General features: G+C 67.9%; 11 protein-coding genes. 5 read left to right on the top strand and 6 right to left on the bottom strand.

The window, feature by feature from the left end:
* Positions 1-80: 80 nt before the first annotated feature.
* The 6 genes from narI to ACQP06_RS28750 all read right to left on the bottom strand — a co-directional run bounded on the left by narI (position 81) and on the right by ACQP06_RS28750 (position 9818).
* Complete coding sequence (gene narI, locus ACQP06_RS28775) at positions 81-815, bottom strand: respiratory nitrate reductase subunit gamma (protein WP_433667770.1); 735 nt, start codon at positions 813-815, stop codon at positions 81-83.
* Entirely contained in the window at positions 812-1492 is a 681-nt protein-coding gene (narJ, locus tag ACQP06_RS28770) for a nitrate reductase molybdenum cofactor assembly chaperone (protein WP_433667768.1), read from the bottom strand. The genes narI and narJ overlap by 4 nt, the downstream gene beginning before the upstream one ends.
* Positions 1489-1683: a hypothetical protein gene (locus ACQP06_RS28765; protein ID WP_433667766.1), complete on the bottom strand. Its 195-nt coding sequence runs from the start codon at positions 1681-1683 to the stop codon at positions 1489-1491. The genes narJ and ACQP06_RS28765 overlap by 4 nt, the downstream gene beginning before the upstream one ends.
* Entirely contained in the window at positions 1680-3395 is a 1716-nt protein-coding gene (gene narH, locus ACQP06_RS28760) for a nitrate reductase subunit beta (RefSeq protein ID WP_433673453.1), read from the bottom strand. Before narH ends, ACQP06_RS28765 begins: the two co-directional genes overlap by 4 nt.
* Before the next feature lie 10 nt (positions 3396-3405).
* Positions 3406-7137 (bottom strand): nitrate reductase subunit alpha, encoded by a 3732-nt coding sequence (locus ACQP06_RS28755; protein ID WP_433667764.1) that lies wholly within the window; start codon positions 7135-7137, stop codon positions 3406-3408.
* A 368-nt stretch (positions 7138-7505) separates the two neighbouring features.
* Positions 7506-9818 (bottom strand): arylsulfatase, encoded by a 2313-nt coding sequence (locus tag ACQP06_RS28750; protein ID WP_433667763.1) that lies wholly within the window; start codon positions 9816-9818, stop codon positions 7506-7508.
* A 138-nt stretch (positions 9819-9956) separates the two neighbouring features.
* Here ACQP06_RS28750 and ACQP06_RS28745 point away from each other — a divergent pair, with 138 nt between their 5' ends.
* The 5 genes from ACQP06_RS28745 to ACQP06_RS28725 all read left to right on the top strand — a co-directional run bounded on the left by ACQP06_RS28745 (position 9957) and on the right by ACQP06_RS28725 (position 16070).
* Positions 9957-11543 carry an ABC transporter substrate-binding protein gene (locus ACQP06_RS28745; RefSeq protein ID WP_433667762.1) on the top strand — a complete coding sequence of 529 codons (1587 nt, stop codon included), beginning with the start codon at positions 9957-9959 and terminating at the stop codon, positions 11541-11543.
* The gene (locus ACQP06_RS28740) at positions 11540-12499 is read left to right on the top strand and encodes an ABC transporter permease (protein ID WP_433667760.1); all 960 of its coding nucleotides are present in this window, start codon (positions 11540-11542) and stop codon (positions 12497-12499) included. The genes ACQP06_RS28745 and ACQP06_RS28740 overlap by 4 nt, the downstream gene beginning before the upstream one ends.
* Positions 12496-13401: an ABC transporter permease gene (locus ACQP06_RS28735; RefSeq protein ID WP_433667758.1), complete on the top strand. Its 906-nt coding sequence runs from the start codon at positions 12496-12498 to the stop codon at positions 13399-13401. The genes ACQP06_RS28740 and ACQP06_RS28735 overlap by 4 nt, the downstream gene beginning before the upstream one ends.
* Positions 13398-15080: a dipeptide ABC transporter ATP-binding protein gene (locus ACQP06_RS28730; RefSeq protein WP_433667756.1), complete on the top strand. Its 1683-nt coding sequence runs from the start codon at positions 13398-13400 to the stop codon at positions 15078-15080. The genes ACQP06_RS28735 and ACQP06_RS28730 overlap by 4 nt, the downstream gene beginning before the upstream one ends.
* 207 nt (positions 15081-15287) lie before the next feature.
* Positions 15288-16070: a helix-turn-helix domain-containing protein gene (locus ACQP06_RS28725; RefSeq protein ID WP_433667754.1), complete on the top strand. Its 783-nt coding sequence runs from the start codon at positions 15288-15290 to the stop codon at positions 16068-16070.
* Positions 16071-16088: the final 18 nt, after the last annotated feature.

The following is a 16088-nucleotide window of genomic DNA, read 5'->3' as shown; positions in this document are numbered from 1 at the left end:
GCCGAACGATAACACCGCGAGAAACCGGGCGCCATCGACTATTCGATGAACGCCCGGTTTCCTGATGTGCGAAATCCGCCTCAGCGGCGCGGAATGGCCGGGGTCTCCCAGGCTTTCGCGTAGCGCTTCTTGTCCGCGGACTTGTCGGGCTTGCTGCGGTAGACCACGTACGGCCGCACCAGGTAACCGACCGGCGCGGAGAACATGTGCACCAGGCGGGTGTAGGGCCAGAAGGCGATGAGCGCCAGCACGACCAGCCCGTGCAGCTGGAAGGTCCAGGGCGTGCCGACCATCAGCTCCGGCTCCGGGTGCAGGGTGAACAGGCTGCGGAACCACGGCGACACGGTCTCGCGGTAGTTGTAGGTGCCCCACAGCAGATTGCTGCCCCAGGTGTTGAGCAGGCCGGTGACCAGCGCCGCGGTCAGCAGGACGTACATGACCTTGTCGTTGACCGAGGTGGCCTGCCGGACGGCGGAGACGGTGAGCCGGCGGTATGCCAGGATGGCGACGCCGATGATGACCGCCAGTCCCGCAACCGATCCCGCGGACACGGCGACCAGGTGGTACGCCTCCTCGGACACGCCGATGGCATCGGTCCAGGACTCCGGGATGAGCACACCCATCACGTGTCCGCCGATCACCCCGAGCATGCCGAAGTGGAACAGCGGGCTGCCCAGCTTCAGCAGCCGCGACTCGTGGATCTGCGAAGACCGTGTGGTCCAGCCGAATTGGTCGGTGCGGTAGCGGTACAGGTGGCCCAGCACGAACGAGGTGAAGGCGATGTAGGGGAGCATCAGCCAGAGCGCGGAGCTCATCGGCGGGCCTCCGTTCCGGAGAAGGCGAGCGGGTCCATGGCGAAGGGGTCGAGGCCGACCTCTTCCTCCGGCGGGCCCTGGGCGGCGAGTTCGGCGATGCGCCGGCGGTCGGCGGTGGTGACCGGTGGCAGGGTCGCCACCACCGACGCCAGCACCCCGGCGTAGGGAGATCCGCTGTCGGAAAGCGACAACCGCAGCAGTTCCAGGACCGGGACGTGTTCGCCCAGCAGCCGTTCGCCGCCGATCGGGTCGACGGTGGCGGCGAACTCGAGCAGCACGGGCAGGTGGTCGGGCAATTCCTCGTCGCCGAGTTCGACCCCGGCGTGCCGGTAGGCGTGCTTGAACCGCAGCAGCGCCATCCCGCGTTTACGGGTGTCCCCGTAGGCGTAGAAGGTCAGGTGCAGGCTGGCCCGGCGGCGCATGTCGAAGGTCTCGACGTACTCCTGGGCCAGGGCGATCGGGTCGCCGGTGCGCAGATGGGTGAGGAACCCGGCCAGCAGCGGGCGCACCGAGTCCGGCAGTTCCGCGGCGGCGGCGTCGAGTTCGTCGAGCAGCGAGAGAGTCTGCGCGTTCGGGTAGTCCAGCAGCAGCGCGCTCAGCCGCCACACCAGCCGCCGGTCCCGGTCGCTCAGGGCGACGGCGGGCTCGGGGCGGCGGCGTAGTTTCAGCAGGCTCATCGCGACGCCTCGGTGGATTCCGGTGCGGCGCCACCGGTTTCGGAGTTGGCGTCGAGCTCGTCGATCAGCGCGCGGGTGCGCGGGTGCGGGTAGTCCAGCGACAGCGCGTCCCGCCGCCACACCTCACGCCGATCGTTGTCGCTCGCGGTGACGGCGGGTACGGAACGCCGCCGCAGTCTGAGCAGGTTCATCGCGCCGCTCCCGTCGGTTCGGGTTCGATCGATTCGGTGTCGACGGCCGCCGGCTCCGGTGTGGGGGTGTGGTGCCCATTTCCATTGGCTCCATTGCCATTACCAGCGGCGCCGTTGCCGTTGGCGGACGTGGGCACCAGCCCGCTGGTGCTCTTGCCGTCCCAGTTGAGCAGGTTGATCCGGTTGGACTTCTGCTCGGGTGCGGCGGCACCGTTGGTATCGGTGAGGTGGAACTTGTCGGCCATGTAGTCGAAGGCCGTCATGCCCGGGCCGCCGTCGGTGTCCAGGGAGCAGCCGGTGGCGAGCGAATCCAGTTCGTGCGCTTTGGAAGTCGCGCCGAAGGGGATCACGTAGCGGTGCTCGTACTTGGCGATGGCGAGCAGCCGGTACATGGCCTCGATCTCCTCGGGCTCCAGGCCGACCGCGTCCGGGATGGACAGGTCGGGCTCCTGGCCGAGGTTGATCGAGCGCATGAACGACCGCATGCCCGCCAGCCGCTGCAACGAGGCGCGCACCGGGCCGATCTCACCGGCGGTGAACAGTTCGGCCAGGTACTCCAACGGAATTCGCAGCGCGTCGATCGCTCCGAACAGGTTGTTGTGGTTCTCGCCGTCGTGCCCGGTCTGGGTGAGGGTGTCGACCACCGGCGACAGCGGCGGCACGTACCAGACCATCGGCATGGTGCGGTATTCCGGATGCAGCGGCAGCGCGATCTGGTAGTCGACGATCAGCTTGTAGACCGGCGAATCCTGTGCGGCGGCAATCCATTCCGGGGAGATTCCGGCCCGTTCGGCCTCGGCGATGACGCGCGGGTCGTGCGGGTTGAGGAAGACGCCCAGCTGTGACGGGTACAGGTCCTGGTCGTTCTCGACCGAGGCGGCCTCGAGCACCTTGTCGGCGTCGTAGAGCATGACGCCGATGTAGCGCAGCCGGCCGACACAGGTCTCCGAGCACACGGTCGGGATGCCGACTTCCACACGCGGGTAGCAGAAAGTACATTTCTCCGCTTTGCCCGTCTTGTGGTTGAAGTAGATCTTCTTGTACGGGCACGCGGTCACGCACTGCCGCCAGCCGCGGCACTTGTCCTGATCCACGAGCACGATGCCGTCCTCGGCGCGCTTGTAGATCGCGCCGGAGGGGCAGGACGCCGCGCAGGACGGGTTGAGGCAGTGCTCGCAGATGCGCGGCAGGTAGAACATGAAGGTCTCTTCGAACTCCAGTTTCACCTGCTCGGACAGCTTGGCCAGCAACGGGTCCTTGCCGACCTGCTCGGGACCCGAACCCAGCGAGTCGTCCCAGTTCGCGCCCCAGGTGACCTTGGTGTCCTCACCGGTGATCAGCGACTTGGGCTTGGCCACCGGGGTGGTGTCCATCTGCGGGGCGGACAGCAGGTTCTCGTAGTCGTAGCTCCACGGGTCGTAGTAGTCCGACACGGTGGGCAGGTCCGGGTTGGCGAAGATATTGAGCAGCCGCTTCATCCGGGATCCGGACTTCAGCGTCAGGCGGCCCTTCTTGTCGAGGGTCCACCCGCCCTTCCACTTCTCCTGGTCCTCGTAACGCCGCGGATAACCCTGTCCCGGACGGGTTTCCACATTGTTGAACCAGACGTATTCGGTGCCCGAGCGGTTGGTCCACGCCTGCTTGCAGGTGACGCTGCAGGTGTGGCAGCCGATGCACTTGTCCAGGTTCATGACCATGGCGAGCTGAGCCATGACGCGCATATCAGTACTCCACTTCCTGCGAGCGCTTACGAATCGTGGTGACCTCGTCGCGCTGATTTCCGGTGGGGCCGTGGTAGTTCAGCGCGAACGACTGTTGCGCGTAGCCGCCGATGAGATGCGAGGGCTTGATCATGATCCGGGTCAGCGCGTTGTGGATGCCACCGCGCTTGCCCTTGCCGACCTTGGTGTTCTCGCCGCCCTCGATGCGGGGGACGTTCACCGCGCGGTCCTGGGCGTGGTACATGAACACGGTGCCCTCGGGCATGCGGTGCGAGACGATGGCGCGCGCCACCACGATGCCGTTGCGGTTGATCGCCTCGATCCAGTCGTTGTCGGCGACGCCGATCTTCTTGGCGTCCACGTCCGACATCCAGATCGCCTGCCCGCCACGCGAAAGCGTGAGCATGTGCAGATTGTCCTGATACGCGGAGTGGATGGACCACTTGGAGTGCGGCGTCAAATACCGAACGGTCACCCCGTTGCCATCGACGTTGCCGATGCCGGGTTCGGCGAACAACGCGCTCATGTCCAGCGGCGGCCGGTAGATCGGCAGCTGCTCGCCGAGCTCCATCATCCAGTCGTGGTCGAGGTAGAAGTGCTGGCGGCCGGTGAGGGTGTGCCAGGGCTTGGACCGCTCGACATTGATGGTGAAGGGGGAGTAGCGGCGTCCGCCGGTCTCGCTCCCGGACCATTCCGGTGAGGTGATCACCGGAACGGGCCGGGCCTGCGTGTCGGCGAAGGTGATTCGCTTACCCTCGTGCTCGGCAGCCAGATCGGCCAGCTCGGTTCCGGTGCGCTCTTCGAGCGCATGGAACCCTTCCACCGCGAGCCGGCCGTTCGTGGTGCCGGACAGTGCCAGGATCGCCTCGGCCGCGTGGGTGTCCTTGGCCAGAGACGGACGGCCCTGCGCGACACCGGAAACCACCGTGCCGTTCACGCCGCGCAGGTAATCTACCTCGGCATCGGGAATTGTGGTGACACCCTTCGTGGTGAGTCCCAGAGTTTCCACGAGCGGTCCGAGCGCGGCCATCTTCTCCGCGACCTTCGGGTAGTCGCGTTCGACGACAACGAGTTTCGGCATGGTGACACCCGGAACGGGTTCGCATTCACCGTATTTCCAGTCCAGTACCCGGCCACCGGCCTGCGCCATGGCGTCGGCGGTGTCGTGCTGCAACGGCATCGCGACCAGGTCCTTGCGCACGCCGAGATGCTTCTCGGCCAGCCAGGAGAACCCGCGGGCGATGCGGTGGAAGGCCTCGAAATCGGTCTTCGCCTCCCACGGCGGGGAGATCGCCGGGGTGAAGGCGTGCACGAAGGGGTGCATGTCGGTGGAGGACAGGTCGTGCTTCTCGTACCAGGTGGCGGCCGGGAACACGATGTCGGAGAACAGGGTCGTGGACGTCATGCGGAAGTCCATCGACATCAACAGGTCCAGTTTCCCGGTGGCGGCCTCGTCGCGCCATTCCAGTTCCTGCGGGCGAATGCCGGTGGCCTCGGTGGTCTGCAGGTTGGAATCGGCGCCGAGCAGATGCTTGTGGAAGTACTCGTTGCCCTTACCGGACGAGCCGAGCAGGTTGGCGCGCCACACGGTGAGGACACGCGGGAAGTTCTCCGGCGCGTCGGGATCCTCGCAAGCGAAGCGCAGATCGCCGGACTTGAGGCCGTCGACCACGTAGTCGGCGGGCGCTTTGCCCGCCTCGTCCGCCTCGTCGACCAGATCCAGCGGATTGCGGTTCAGCGTCGGGTAGGACGGCATCCAGCCCAAACGCGAAGCGAGCGCGATATTGTCGGCCGCGGTCCGCCCGGCGAACGCGCCCTTGCTCAGCGGCGAGGCGAAGGATTCGCTGGTGAACGGGTCGTAGCGCCACTGGTTGTTGGCCAGGTACCAGAACACGGTGCCCTGCATCTGGCGCGGCGGCCGCTGCCAGTCGGAGGCGAAAGCCAGTGTGGCCCAGCCGGTCACGGGTCGGCACTTCTCCTGGCCCACGTAATGCGCCCAGCCGCCGCCGTTCACGCCCTGGCAGCCGGTGAGCAGCGTCAGGGTGAAGAAGGAGCGGTAGATCTGGTCGCTGTGGAACCAGTGGTTGGTTCCCGCGCCCATGAGGATCATGGACCGGCCCCGGGAACGCTCGGCATTGTCGGCGAATTCGCGCCCGAGGCGTTCGGCCTGTTGGGCGGGGACGCCGGTGATCGACTCCTGCCAGGCGGGAGTGTAGGGCTGAGTCGCGTCGTCGTAGCCGGTCGGCCAATTGCCGGGCAGGCCGGACCGTCCGACGCCGTACTGCGCCAGCAGGAGATCGAACACCGTCGTCACCCGTCGCCCCGCGATGACGGTGGTCGGCACGCCGCGGGTGAGGACAGCCGCATCGCTGCCCGCGGAGAGCCCGTCGAAGCGCGGGAACTGCACGGCCGCAACATCATCGGTGCGGCCGTACAGGGTCAGCAGGGGATCGATGTCGCCCAGATCCAGATTCCACCGGCCCTTGCCCGCTTCGTTGAAGCGGTGGCCGAGGGAGCCGTTGGGCACCCGGGGAGCGCCGTCCGCGTCCAGCAGGACGGTCTGGTGCTCCACGCCCTCGCCGGTGTGGCCGAGATCGGCGGCGGTGAGGAACTTGCCGGGGGTGAAGGTGTGGCCGCTGTAGTCACCGTCGGTGTCCCAGCCGCCGTCGTGCTCGTCCAGCGCCACCAGGTACGGCAGGTCGGTGAAGCGCTTGACGTAGTCGTCGAAGTAGGGAGTCTGCTTGTCCAGGAAGAACTCTCGCAGCACCACGTGACCCATGGCCATGGCCAGGGCGGCGTCGGTGCCGGGACGGGCGGGCACCCACTCGTCGGCGAACTTGGTGTTGTCGGCGTAGTCGGGGGAGACCACCACGACCTTCTGGCCGCGGTAGCGGGCCTCGGTCATGTAGTGCGCGTCCGGGGTCCGGGTGACCGGGACGTTGGAGCCCCACATGATCAGGTATCCGGCGTCGAACCAGTCCGCGGACTCCGGCACGTCGGTCTGGTCGCCGAAGACCTGCGGGGAGGCGACGGGCAGGTCGGCGTACCAGTCGTAGAACGACAGCATGGAGCCGCCGATGAGCGAGATGAACCGCGCGCCCACCGCGTGCGACACCATCGACATGGCGGGAATGGGGGAGAAGCCCGCGACCCGGTCCGGGCCGTACTTCTTGATGGTGTGCACGTGCGCGGCCGCGGCGATCTCGGCGGCCTCCCACCACTCGGCGCGGACGAAACCGCCCTTGCCGCGCGCGGACTTGTAGGACTTGGCCTTGTCGGCGTCCTCGACGATGGACTCCCATGCCAGCACGGGATCCTTCAGCCGCTCCTTGGCCGCGCGGTACAGCTCGAGCAGCACGCCGCGCACGTACGGGTAGCGGATGCGCGCGGGGGAGTAGGTGTACCAGGAGAACGACGCGCCACGCGGGCAGCCGCGCGGTTCGTACTCCGGCTTGTCCGCGCCCACGCTCGGGTAGTCGGTCTGCTGCGACTCCCAGGTGATGACCCCGTCCTTGACGTAGATCTTCCACGAGCAGGAGCCGGTGCAGTTCACACCGTGCGTGGAGCGCACCACCTTGTCGTGTGACCAGCGGTCCCGATAGAACTCGTCGGCCTCACGGCCACCGGTCTTGTGCAGGGTGCGCAAGTCACCGGACACCTCGCCGCGGTTGAAGTACTTCCCCAGTCGAAGCAGCGCATCGGCGGACGAGTGTCCGTTCTGCGTGATGGTCATAACGCCCCCTTCGAGCTGGAAAACCGGGCTGCTGGCTCGACTGTAGGGACGTCCGGGGAGGCATCAAAACGGTTTGCTCACAATGCTCGAAAGGAGTTTGTGAGCTGTGAGATCGCCGCAATGTTCCGGTCACTGAGGGGTAGCGGCCGAGGTCACACCCTCCTCTCGCGACCTGGGAAAACCCTTCCGCGCCCGGTGAAACGTGTTCCCGTGAAGGTGTTTCGGACCAGTGGCGGTGAAGCTTCCGAAACGGTTGGTTCTCGCTTACTTAATATTTGTTAACACACCTTCGAATAGCTGGATGATCGCTGTTGGGGGCTCGCGGGAAAGAACTCGGCAAGGGTCCTGGAAATGCCGTGACGTCGTGCCTACTCCGCGATCAATTCGGCTTCGGCATCCAGCGCGCGTTGCGTGTCCTCCGGAACACGCACGGCTCCAGGGCGATACGTGACGGCGCGCAGCTCGCCGCTGTAGCGGAACACACCCCGGCGCTCCCGGAGGTCCCACGCCACCGGTCCCCGGGCGTCCAGCCCGACCGAGATGCCGGTCCACGGCGACATGCCCGCCAACTGCACCTGGTCGGGCAATTCGCCGGCGCGCACCCCGTCGATGCCCAGCGTGAAATCCCACCGCAGGTGCGGCCGGACCGTCGCCGACAGGGTGAGGAGCCGACTGCCTTCGGCGATCTCGCCCGCGTCTAGGGTGGCGTACCGCCCGTAGGCGTTGTAACCGAAGATCAGTCGACCGTTCTCGACATAGAGCAGGTAACCGCCGAGTGGGTCACCGTGTGCGACCAGGACGCCCTCGTCCCCGGCCCGATAACCGGAGAGTTCGACGGTGATGGTGAAGTCGCGATAGGCGATGAGCCGCTGGGAGCGGTATCGCTCCAGCGTGGGCGTGCCCGGGAGGATCCGGACCGGATCGCCGAGCCGCGCCTCCTCGGGCCGCCGCAGCGCCAGATCCTGGCGGGTGAGCAACGGGAAAACCGTGTTGTGCCAAGCGGCTTCGTCCCACGCGGCGGCGAGCTCGGCCACCTTGTCGGGCAGCCGCTCGGACAGGTCGTGCAGCTCGGTCGGGTCGGCGCGGACGTCGAAGAGCTGCCAGCGCGGGTCGTCGATATCGCGGCCGGGCTCGTGCAGGGCGAGCAGCTTCCAGCCGTCGCGGTAGAAGCCGCGATGGCCGGTCATCTCCGAGTACTGCTCGACATGCAGGGAGACCGCGGACGGATCGTGCAGCACCCGCGCCGCGGAGATGCCGTCGAAGTCCTTGGCGGGCAGGCCGTTACGAACACTCGGCCGCTCCAGGCCGATCAGGTCGAGCAGCGTGGGAGCCAGATCGGTGATGTAGACGTACTCCTGGCGTACCCCGCTGTCGTCGCCGGTCCGCGGCAGCCCCTGCGGCCAGGACAGTACGAACGGCACCCGGACCCCGCCCGCGAAGGTCTGGCCCTTGTAGAACCGGAACGGCGTGTTCGAGGCCTGTCCCCAGCCGCGCGGATAGTGCACGCCGAGCTTGGCGGTGCCGATGAGTTCGTCGTCGTGCGGGACGTCGCGCTCCCACTCCGGCTCGTCGACCTGGGCGAACTGCGCGAAGTAGGTGCGGGTGCCCTCCGGTCCGCCCTCGGCGGTGCCGCCGTTGTCGGAGGTGAACACGATGATGGTGTTGTCCAGCTCGCCGAGCTGTTCCAGGGTGTCCACGATCCGGCCCAGGCTCTGGTCGATGCTGTCGACCATGCCCGCGTACACCTCCATGTACCGCTCGAACCGCGACCGCTGCTCGTCGGTCAGCGCCTCCCATTCCTGGGCCTCGTAACCCGGCTCGGTATTGCGCGGCTTCTGCTCGGTCCCCGGCGGGAACAAGCCCTGCGCGAGCTGCGCGGCGAATCGGCTCTGCCGCAGTCGATCCCAGCCCTCGCGGTAGCGGCCCCGATATTTGGCCTGATCCTCCGGTTTGGCCTGCAGCGGACCGTGCATGGCGGTGTGCGCGAAGTACAGGAAGAACGGCTTGGTGGCGTCGTGCGCGCGCAGTTCCTTGATGTAGCCGACCGCGCGATCGGTGTAGTCGTCGGTGAGGTAGTAGTCCTCGGGATACTCCTCGATATTCACCGGCGAGCTGTCCGAGATGAGCTGATTCGGGTAGTAGAAGGAGTTCAGGCCCTCCAGGGAGCCGTAATACCGGTCGAATCCGCGTCGCGTCGGCCAGGAATCGCGTCGCGCGGCCGGGTGCAGCGTGGCGTCGCGCACCAGATGCCATTTCCCGACCGCGTAGGTCGCATATCCGTTGGCGCGCAGGATTTCCGGCAGCGTCAGCACATCGTCGGCCAGTTCCAGCCGCAACCCGGGATATCCGGGATCGGCATTGGCGACGAAACCGAAACCGGCGCGGTGGGAATTGATTCCGGTCAGCAGCGCCGCGCGCGACGGCGAGCACAGTGGCGTGGTGTGGAAGTTGGTGAGCCGCAAACCATTCGCGGCCAGCCGATCGAGAACCGGGGTGTCGATCTCCGACCCGAACGGGCCGATATCGCTGAACCCCATATCGTCGACCAGCACCACCACGACATTCGGCGCACCGGCGGGCGCGACCGGCGGATACTGCCATTCCGGTGTGGAATCGGCGGTGGTGCGGCCGATCTCACCGGAGAAACTCTCATAACCACGGGCATGGGCGGGGACTGACATGCTCCCCAGCAAAGGCCGCCCGCCGGTGTGACGGCCAGGGTTTCACTCTGGCTGCGTGCAACGGGTGATCCGTCATGCATTCGCGGTTAGCGTCGCCGCACACAATCCAGCGATCGGTCCACACTCGAGGATTTCCAGATGAATTCGTCCCCCGGCGCCCTGCACCGCCGTACCTTCCTGCGCGGCTCGGCCGTCGCCGCCCTGGCGATCTTCGGCGGCGGGGCGCTGGCCGCCTGCACCTCGGCGGTGAGCCGGCAGAAGGGCGGCGACGACAATGCGCAACCCGTGCGCGGCGGGACCCTGAAGTACGGCGTGCTGGTCGATCTCGTGCCCGCCAACCTGCTCACCAATACCGGCACCACGCCGTACGTGGTCGGCCTGGTCTTCGAGACCCTGGTGCGGTACCCGCACGACAAGCTCGAACCGCAGCCGCTGCTGGCCAAGAGCTGGACCGTCGCGCCCGACGGCAAATCCATCACCCTGGAACTGCGCGACGACGTGACATTCCACAGCGGCCGCCCCTTCACCTCCAAGGATGTGGAGTTCTCGCTGCGCACCTACGCCGACCCGAAATGGTCGGGCCAGCTCAAGAGCACCGCCGCCGCGGTGACCGGCATCGACGCCAGCGCCCCGCACCGGATCACGCTCACCCTGGCGCACCCGCTGAGCAATCTGTTCGACCTGCTCGACACCGTGCCCATCCTCGACAGCGAATCGATCGACCAGCTGGGCACCGGCGAGAAGATCGTCGGCACCGGGCCGTTCCGATTCGTGCAGCGAATCCCCAACCAGCAGTTGGTGTTCGAGAAGAACGCGAACTACTGGGTGCCGGACCGCCCCTACCTGGACCGGGTCGAACTCACCATCATCTCCGACAACCAGGCGCAGCTGAACGCCCTCAAGACCGGGCAGATCCACCTCGCCGACGGCGTCACCTACCGCGACAACGAGAACCTGGCCAAGACCGACGGCTACCGCGTCTACACCTACGAGGGCGCCGAGATCGAGATCTACGTCGGCGCGAACGTCGCCGACCCGGTGCTGTCGGACGTGCGGCTGCGGCAGGCCATCGCCTTCGCCGTCGACCGGGAGCGCATCATCGCGGAGGTGTTCCGCGGCGCGGGCTACGCCGCGAACCTGCCGTGGCCCAAGAACTCGCCGGCCTTCGACGCCGCCCGCAACACCCGCTACTCGCGAGATGTGGCCAAGGCCAAGCAGATTCTGGCCCAGCTGCCCAAGCCGCCGAAGATCCCGCTCACCTACAACACGGCGGTGTCCGCGTACGAGGCCGCCGCGCAGATCGTCCAGGCCAACCTGGCCGAGATCGGCATCGAGGTGGAACTCGCGCCCACCGACAACGCCACCTTCGTCAAACAGCTGATCGGCGCGCAGTTCCCGGGCCTGTGGATCACCGACCACTCCTGGGCGCAGTTCGTGCCCTCCACCCTGACCGTCAGCGCCTACCCGTTCAATGCCCGGAAGAACGCCTCCCACTTCGAATCGCCCGCCTACGTGGCGGCCGCCGACGCGGCCTGGCAGCTGCCGCAGAGCACCGGCCCGGACGCGGTCCGCGCCTACCAGGCGTTGAGCGATCAGCTGCTCGACAGCCTGTTCCTCATCGAGATCGGCGTCCGGTACGCGCAGGGCTCGGCGACCCGGAAGCTGCACGGCTTCAACTGGACCAAGCGCCGCGAACTCGCGTTGACCGAGGCGTTCCTGGCATGACCGCCTACCTGCTGCGCCGGGTCCCCTCCGCGCTGGCGGTGCTGTTCGGGGCCTCGGTGCTGATCTTCCTGCTGTTGCGGCTGGTGCCCGGCGACCCGGCGACCATCCTCGCCGGAGCCGACGCCACGCCGGAAACCGTCGCGGCCATCCGGCATCAGCTCGGACTGGACCGCTCCATCCCCGCCCAGTACCTGTCGTGGCTGCGCGGCGTGGTGACCGGCGACCTGGGCCGGTCGTACCTCATCGGCGGCCAGATCTCCGACCTCATCGGGCGGGGGTTGTCCAACACGCTCATCCTCGCGGGCGCGGCGCTCCTGCTCGCGGTCGTCGTGAGCCTGGCGGTGTCGGTCGCGTCGGTGCTGTGGGACCGCCGCTGGATCCATGCGATCGTGGCCGCCGCCAATACCGTCACCGTCGCCGTCCCGGTCTTCGTGACCGGCGTGCTGCTGGTGCTGGTCTTCGCCGTGACCATCCCCGTCCTGCCCTCGGGCGGCCTGCCGCCGGACGGCTTCCTCGCCCGGCCCGACATCGCCGTGCAGTACCTGCTGCTGCCCGCGGTGTGCCTGGCCCTGCCGGTGTCGGCGGCGCTGACCCGCTTCCTCACCGAGGCGCTGCGCACCGAACTCGCCAAGCCGTACGTCCTCACCGCCCGCGCCCTCGGCGTCCCACGTCGCCGCATCGTCACCCACGACGCCCTGCGCAACGCCCTGCCCGCCATGCTCACCACCCTCGGCATCCAGACCGGCAATCTCCTCGGTGGCGCGGTCCTGGTCGAGGCCGCCTTCGCGTGGCCCGGCATCGGCCGCCTCATCGAAGAGGGCATCAACCGCCGCGACTACCCGGTGGTGCAAGCCCTGCTGCTGTTCTCGGTCGCGGTGTTCGTGGGCCTCCAACTGCTCACCGACATCGCCCACGCGTACCTCGATCCCCGCATCCGCATCGGAGGCCGCGCATGAGCGAGTCCGCCGCAGCCCTCGACACGCTGCCCGCCGACCACACCGCCCAGCCGGCCGCGGAAGATCCGGTGCGTCGATCGGATCCGGGTCGCTCGCCGTGGCGCGCGCTCACCCGCGGTCAGGGTCTGGCCGGAGTGCTGCTCATCGCCGTCATCGTGGTCACGGCGCTGGCCGCCGGGCTGCTGACGACATACGGGCCGCTGGAGCAGATCCCGGGGGCCAATCTGCTCGGGCCGAGCGGGGAGCACTGGCTGGGAACCGATCACCTCAATCGGGATGTGTTCACCCGCCTGCTCTACGGCATCCGCGTCGACCTGTTGATCGCCTTCCTCGCGGTTCCGGCGGGCGCGGCCCTCGGCTCGGTCATCGGGCTGGCCGCCACGGTGAATCCGGTCGCGGATGTGCTGGCGCAGCGCGTGTTCGACCTGATCCTGGCGTTCCCGGCGCTCATCTTCGCGATCGCGCTGACCGCGGTCACCGGGCCGGGCGCGCACGCGGTCGCCATCGTGATCATCGCCGCCGAGGTCCCCATCTTCGGCCGGCAGATCCGCACCGCCGTGCTGGCCGTGCGCGAGCAGCCCTTCGTCGAGGCCGCCACCGTGATCGGCGCGAGCACCGCCTGGACCCTGCGCAAACACGTGCTGCCCAATGTGATCGAACCGCTCGGAGTCCAGCTGGCGCTGTCACTGTCGCTGGCCGTGTTCGTGGACAGCGCCATGAGTTTCATCGGCATCGGGGTGCGGCCGCCGAACCCGTCGCTGGGATCCCTCATCGCCGAGTCCACCCGCAATCTGGACGCCAATCCCGCCATGGCGGTCGGGCCGCTGCTGGTGGTGTCGGCGCTGACGCTCGGATTCCTGTTGATCGCCCAGGCTCTGGGCCGCGCCCGGAGGGTGATATGACCGCCGAGACCTTGCTCGACATTCGTGATCTGGCAGTACGTTTCGGCGCGCGGGAGGTCGTGCGCGGCGTGGACGTCCAGGTGGCGCGCGGGGAGACCGTGGCGCTGGTGGGTGAATCCGGCTCCGGCAAATCGCTCACCGCGCGCGCCGTGCTCGGGCTGCTCCCCGCCGGCGCCACCGCCACCGGCTCGGTCCGGCTGGACGGGACCGAGATCGTCGGCGCCACCGAGGACGAGCTGCGGCCCCTGCGGGGCACCCGGGCCGCCATGGTGTTCCAGGAACCGCAGACCGCCCTGAACCCGGTGCGGCGCATCGGAAGCCAGATCGCCGAGGCCCTGCGCGCCCACCGGCCGATCGGCAAGGCGCAGGCCCGCGCCCGCGCCATCGAACTGCTCGGACTCGTCGACATCCCCGAGCCGGAGACGCGGGTCGACTGGTATCCGCACCAGCTCTCCGGCGGGCAGAAGCAGCGGGTCGTGATCGCGCTGGCCCTGTCCGGCGAACCGGACCTGCTCATCGCCGACGAGCCCACCACCGCGCTCGACGTCACCGTGCAGGCCGAGATCCTGCGCCTGTTGCGGGACCTGCAGCGGCGCAACGACACCGCGATCCTGTTCATCACCCACAACCTGGGCGTGGTGGCCGCCATCGCCGATCGGGTGGTGGTCATGCGGGCCGGGGAGGTGGTCGAAACACGGTCGGTCCGTGAGCTTTTCGCGAGCCCGCGGGCGCAGTACACACGGGAACTGCTGGCCGCCGTCCCGGTGCTGCCGCAGGACAGCGCGCCCCCGGCGCCCCCGGTGGCCGTGGTGACCGCGGAGCCCGAGCCGGAGACGCCCGCCGCGGCCGACCCCGAACCGGTGCTGCGCGTCCGCGATCTCTCGGTCGTCTACCGCCGCCACGGCAAGCAGTTCCAGGCCCTGCGGGACGTGTCGTTGACGCTGGCCCCCCGCGAGGTGATCGGCCTGGTCGGGGAATCCGGTTCGGGCAAGAGCACTCTCGGCCGCACCGCGCTCGGCCTGGTGCCCGCGACGGCGGGAGAGGTGGTGTTACAGGGAGTCCCGCTCACCGGGCTACCGGGCCGCGAACTGCGCGGGCTGCGCAAGAACGTCGCCCTCGTGCATCAGGACGTGACCGCCTCACTGGATCCGCGGCGGTCGGTGGAGGACGCGATCGGGGAGCCGCTGCGGGTGCACCGGGCGGCCTCGGGCGCGCTGCTCCGCGCCAAGGTCGGCGAACTGCTCGAATCGGTACGGCTGCCGCGTGAGTACGCGACACGCCGTCCCGGCGAACTGTCCGGGGGGCAACGCCAGCGTGTCGCGCTGGCCCGCGCGCTGGCCCTGGCCCCACGCCTGCTGGTGGCCGACGAACCCACCAGCGCCCTGGACGTCTCGGTGCAGGCGCGGGTGCTGGACCTGTTCGCGGACCTGCGCGCCGAGTACGGATTCGCCTGCTTGTTCATCAGTCACGACCTGGCCGTCGTGCATCAGGTGGCCGACCGGGTGGTGGTCCTGCGAGAAGGGCGTATCGTCGAATCGGGCCCGGTCGACGCCGTGTTCGGCAGTCCGCGCGAGGAGTACACGCGCCGCCTGCTCGACGCGGTGCCCGCCCCGGATCCGGTGCGTTCACGGGAAGCGAAAAACTCTTCCGCGGAACCGCCCTTGGCTTTGGGGGCTTGACGGTAGTTTGGAGATCGGACTCCCCGCCGTCCATCACCGATCCCGTGTCACATATACCAACAGGATTATTCGGTGATACTGATTGGATTTGCGGCGCTGAGAGGTTCATATACCGATCTGTGTAAGTATCCGTCCTGAAGCGGATCTCGGTGGTGCCTCTATGGGGAGGCGAGGTGGGCCACCGGGATTCCGAGAAGGAGGGAACCAGTGGGCGCGAGAGCGGTATGCGGACAGGATTTTCGGGAACTCGAAGCACCCACGTTCGGAAACCTGCTGCGGCGGCTGCGTGACAATCGCGGTGTTTCCCGCGAACGGCTGGCATTCAATGCCGGCGTAAGCGCCAGCTACATAACGCATCTGGAGAAGGGCGACCGCGGAAACCCCACTCGCGAAGTGGTGACCGCGCTCACCCGCTATCTGGACCGGCTGGTCCCGCTCTCCAGCGAGGACCGTCGCCAGCTCGACGATCTGTCCGGCCTGGGATCGGACCAGGCTCCGTCCGCGGCGGAACTGCGCGCGGTCATCACCCCGGAGATGGTCCGCACTCTCGATCTGCACAGCCCGAATATGGCCGCGCTGCTCGACATCCGGTCCAACCTGCTGGCGTGCAATGCCGCCTGGCACGACGCGTTCCCCGGACTGCTCCCGCACGGCAATATGCTGCGCTGGTTCTTCGGTCATGAGCTGGCCGCGAAAGTGATGGTCAACTGGGAGTCGGACGCCCGGCTGATCGCGGGCTGGATGCGCGCATTGATCGGCCGCTCCGGAAATACCGAGGGATTCACCGATCTGATCCGGGATCTCGGGGAATTCCCGAAATTCCGGCAGGCGTGGTCCGACGGCGGCGTCGAGTTCGCACCCCACGTCTTCACCCTGCACATGCGCAACCCGATCACCGGTGTGCGCCGCCGGATTCTCGCGCAGACCGGCCGCATCGACGGCGCGGCCTACCCGGGCCAGCTGTTGACCGTTCTCGGTCTCCCCGGCTGAGCCCGGTGGAATGGGGGA

The organism is Nocardia sp. CA-136227 (assembly GCF_050955695.1).
GTDB lineage: Bacteria > Actinomycetota > Actinomycetes > Mycobacteriales > Mycobacteriaceae > Nocardia.
This window is presented reverse-complemented; position numbering and strand designations above follow the sequence as displayed.

Bases quoted from the DNA above. Each gene is read 5' to 3' on its own strand.
- ACQP06_RS28765 (WP_433667766.1), bottom strand. From the start codon at position 1,683: ATGAACCTGCTCAGACTGCGGCGGCGTTCCGTACCCGCCGTCACCGCG.
- ACQP06_RS28740 (WP_433667760.1), top strand. From the start codon at position 11,540: ATGACCGCCTACCTGCTGCGCCGGGTCCCCTCCGCGCTGGCGGTGCTG.
- ACQP06_RS28750 (WP_433667763.1), bottom strand. From the start codon at position 9,818: ATGTCAGTCCCCGCCCATGCCCGTGGTTATGAGAGTTTCTCCGGTGAG.
- narJ (WP_433667768.1), bottom strand. From the start codon at position 1,492: ATGAGCCTGCTGAAACTACGCCGCCGCCCCGAGCCCGCCGTCGCCCTG.
- ACQP06_RS28755 (WP_433667764.1), bottom strand. From the start codon at position 7,137: ATGACCATCACGCAGAACGGACACTCGTCCGCCGATGCGCTGCTTCGA.
- ACQP06_RS28735 (WP_433667758.1), top strand. From the start codon at position 12,496: ATGAGCGAGTCCGCCGCAGCCCTCGACACGCTGCCCGCCGACCACACC.
- ACQP06_RS28730 (WP_433667756.1), top strand. From the start codon at position 13,398: ATGACCGCCGAGACCTTGCTCGACATTCGTGATCTGGCAGTACGTTTC.
- ACQP06_RS28745 (WP_433667762.1), top strand. From the start codon at position 9,957: ATGAATTCGTCCCCCGGCGCCCTGCACCGCCGTACCTTCCTGCGCGGC.
- narH (WP_433673453.1), bottom strand. From the start codon at position 3,395: ATGGCTCAGCTCGCCATGGTCATGAACCTGGACAAGTGCATCGGCTGC.
- narI (WP_433667770.1), bottom strand. From the start codon at position 815: ATGAGCTCCGCGCTCTGGCTGATGCTCCCCTACATCGCCTTCACCTCG.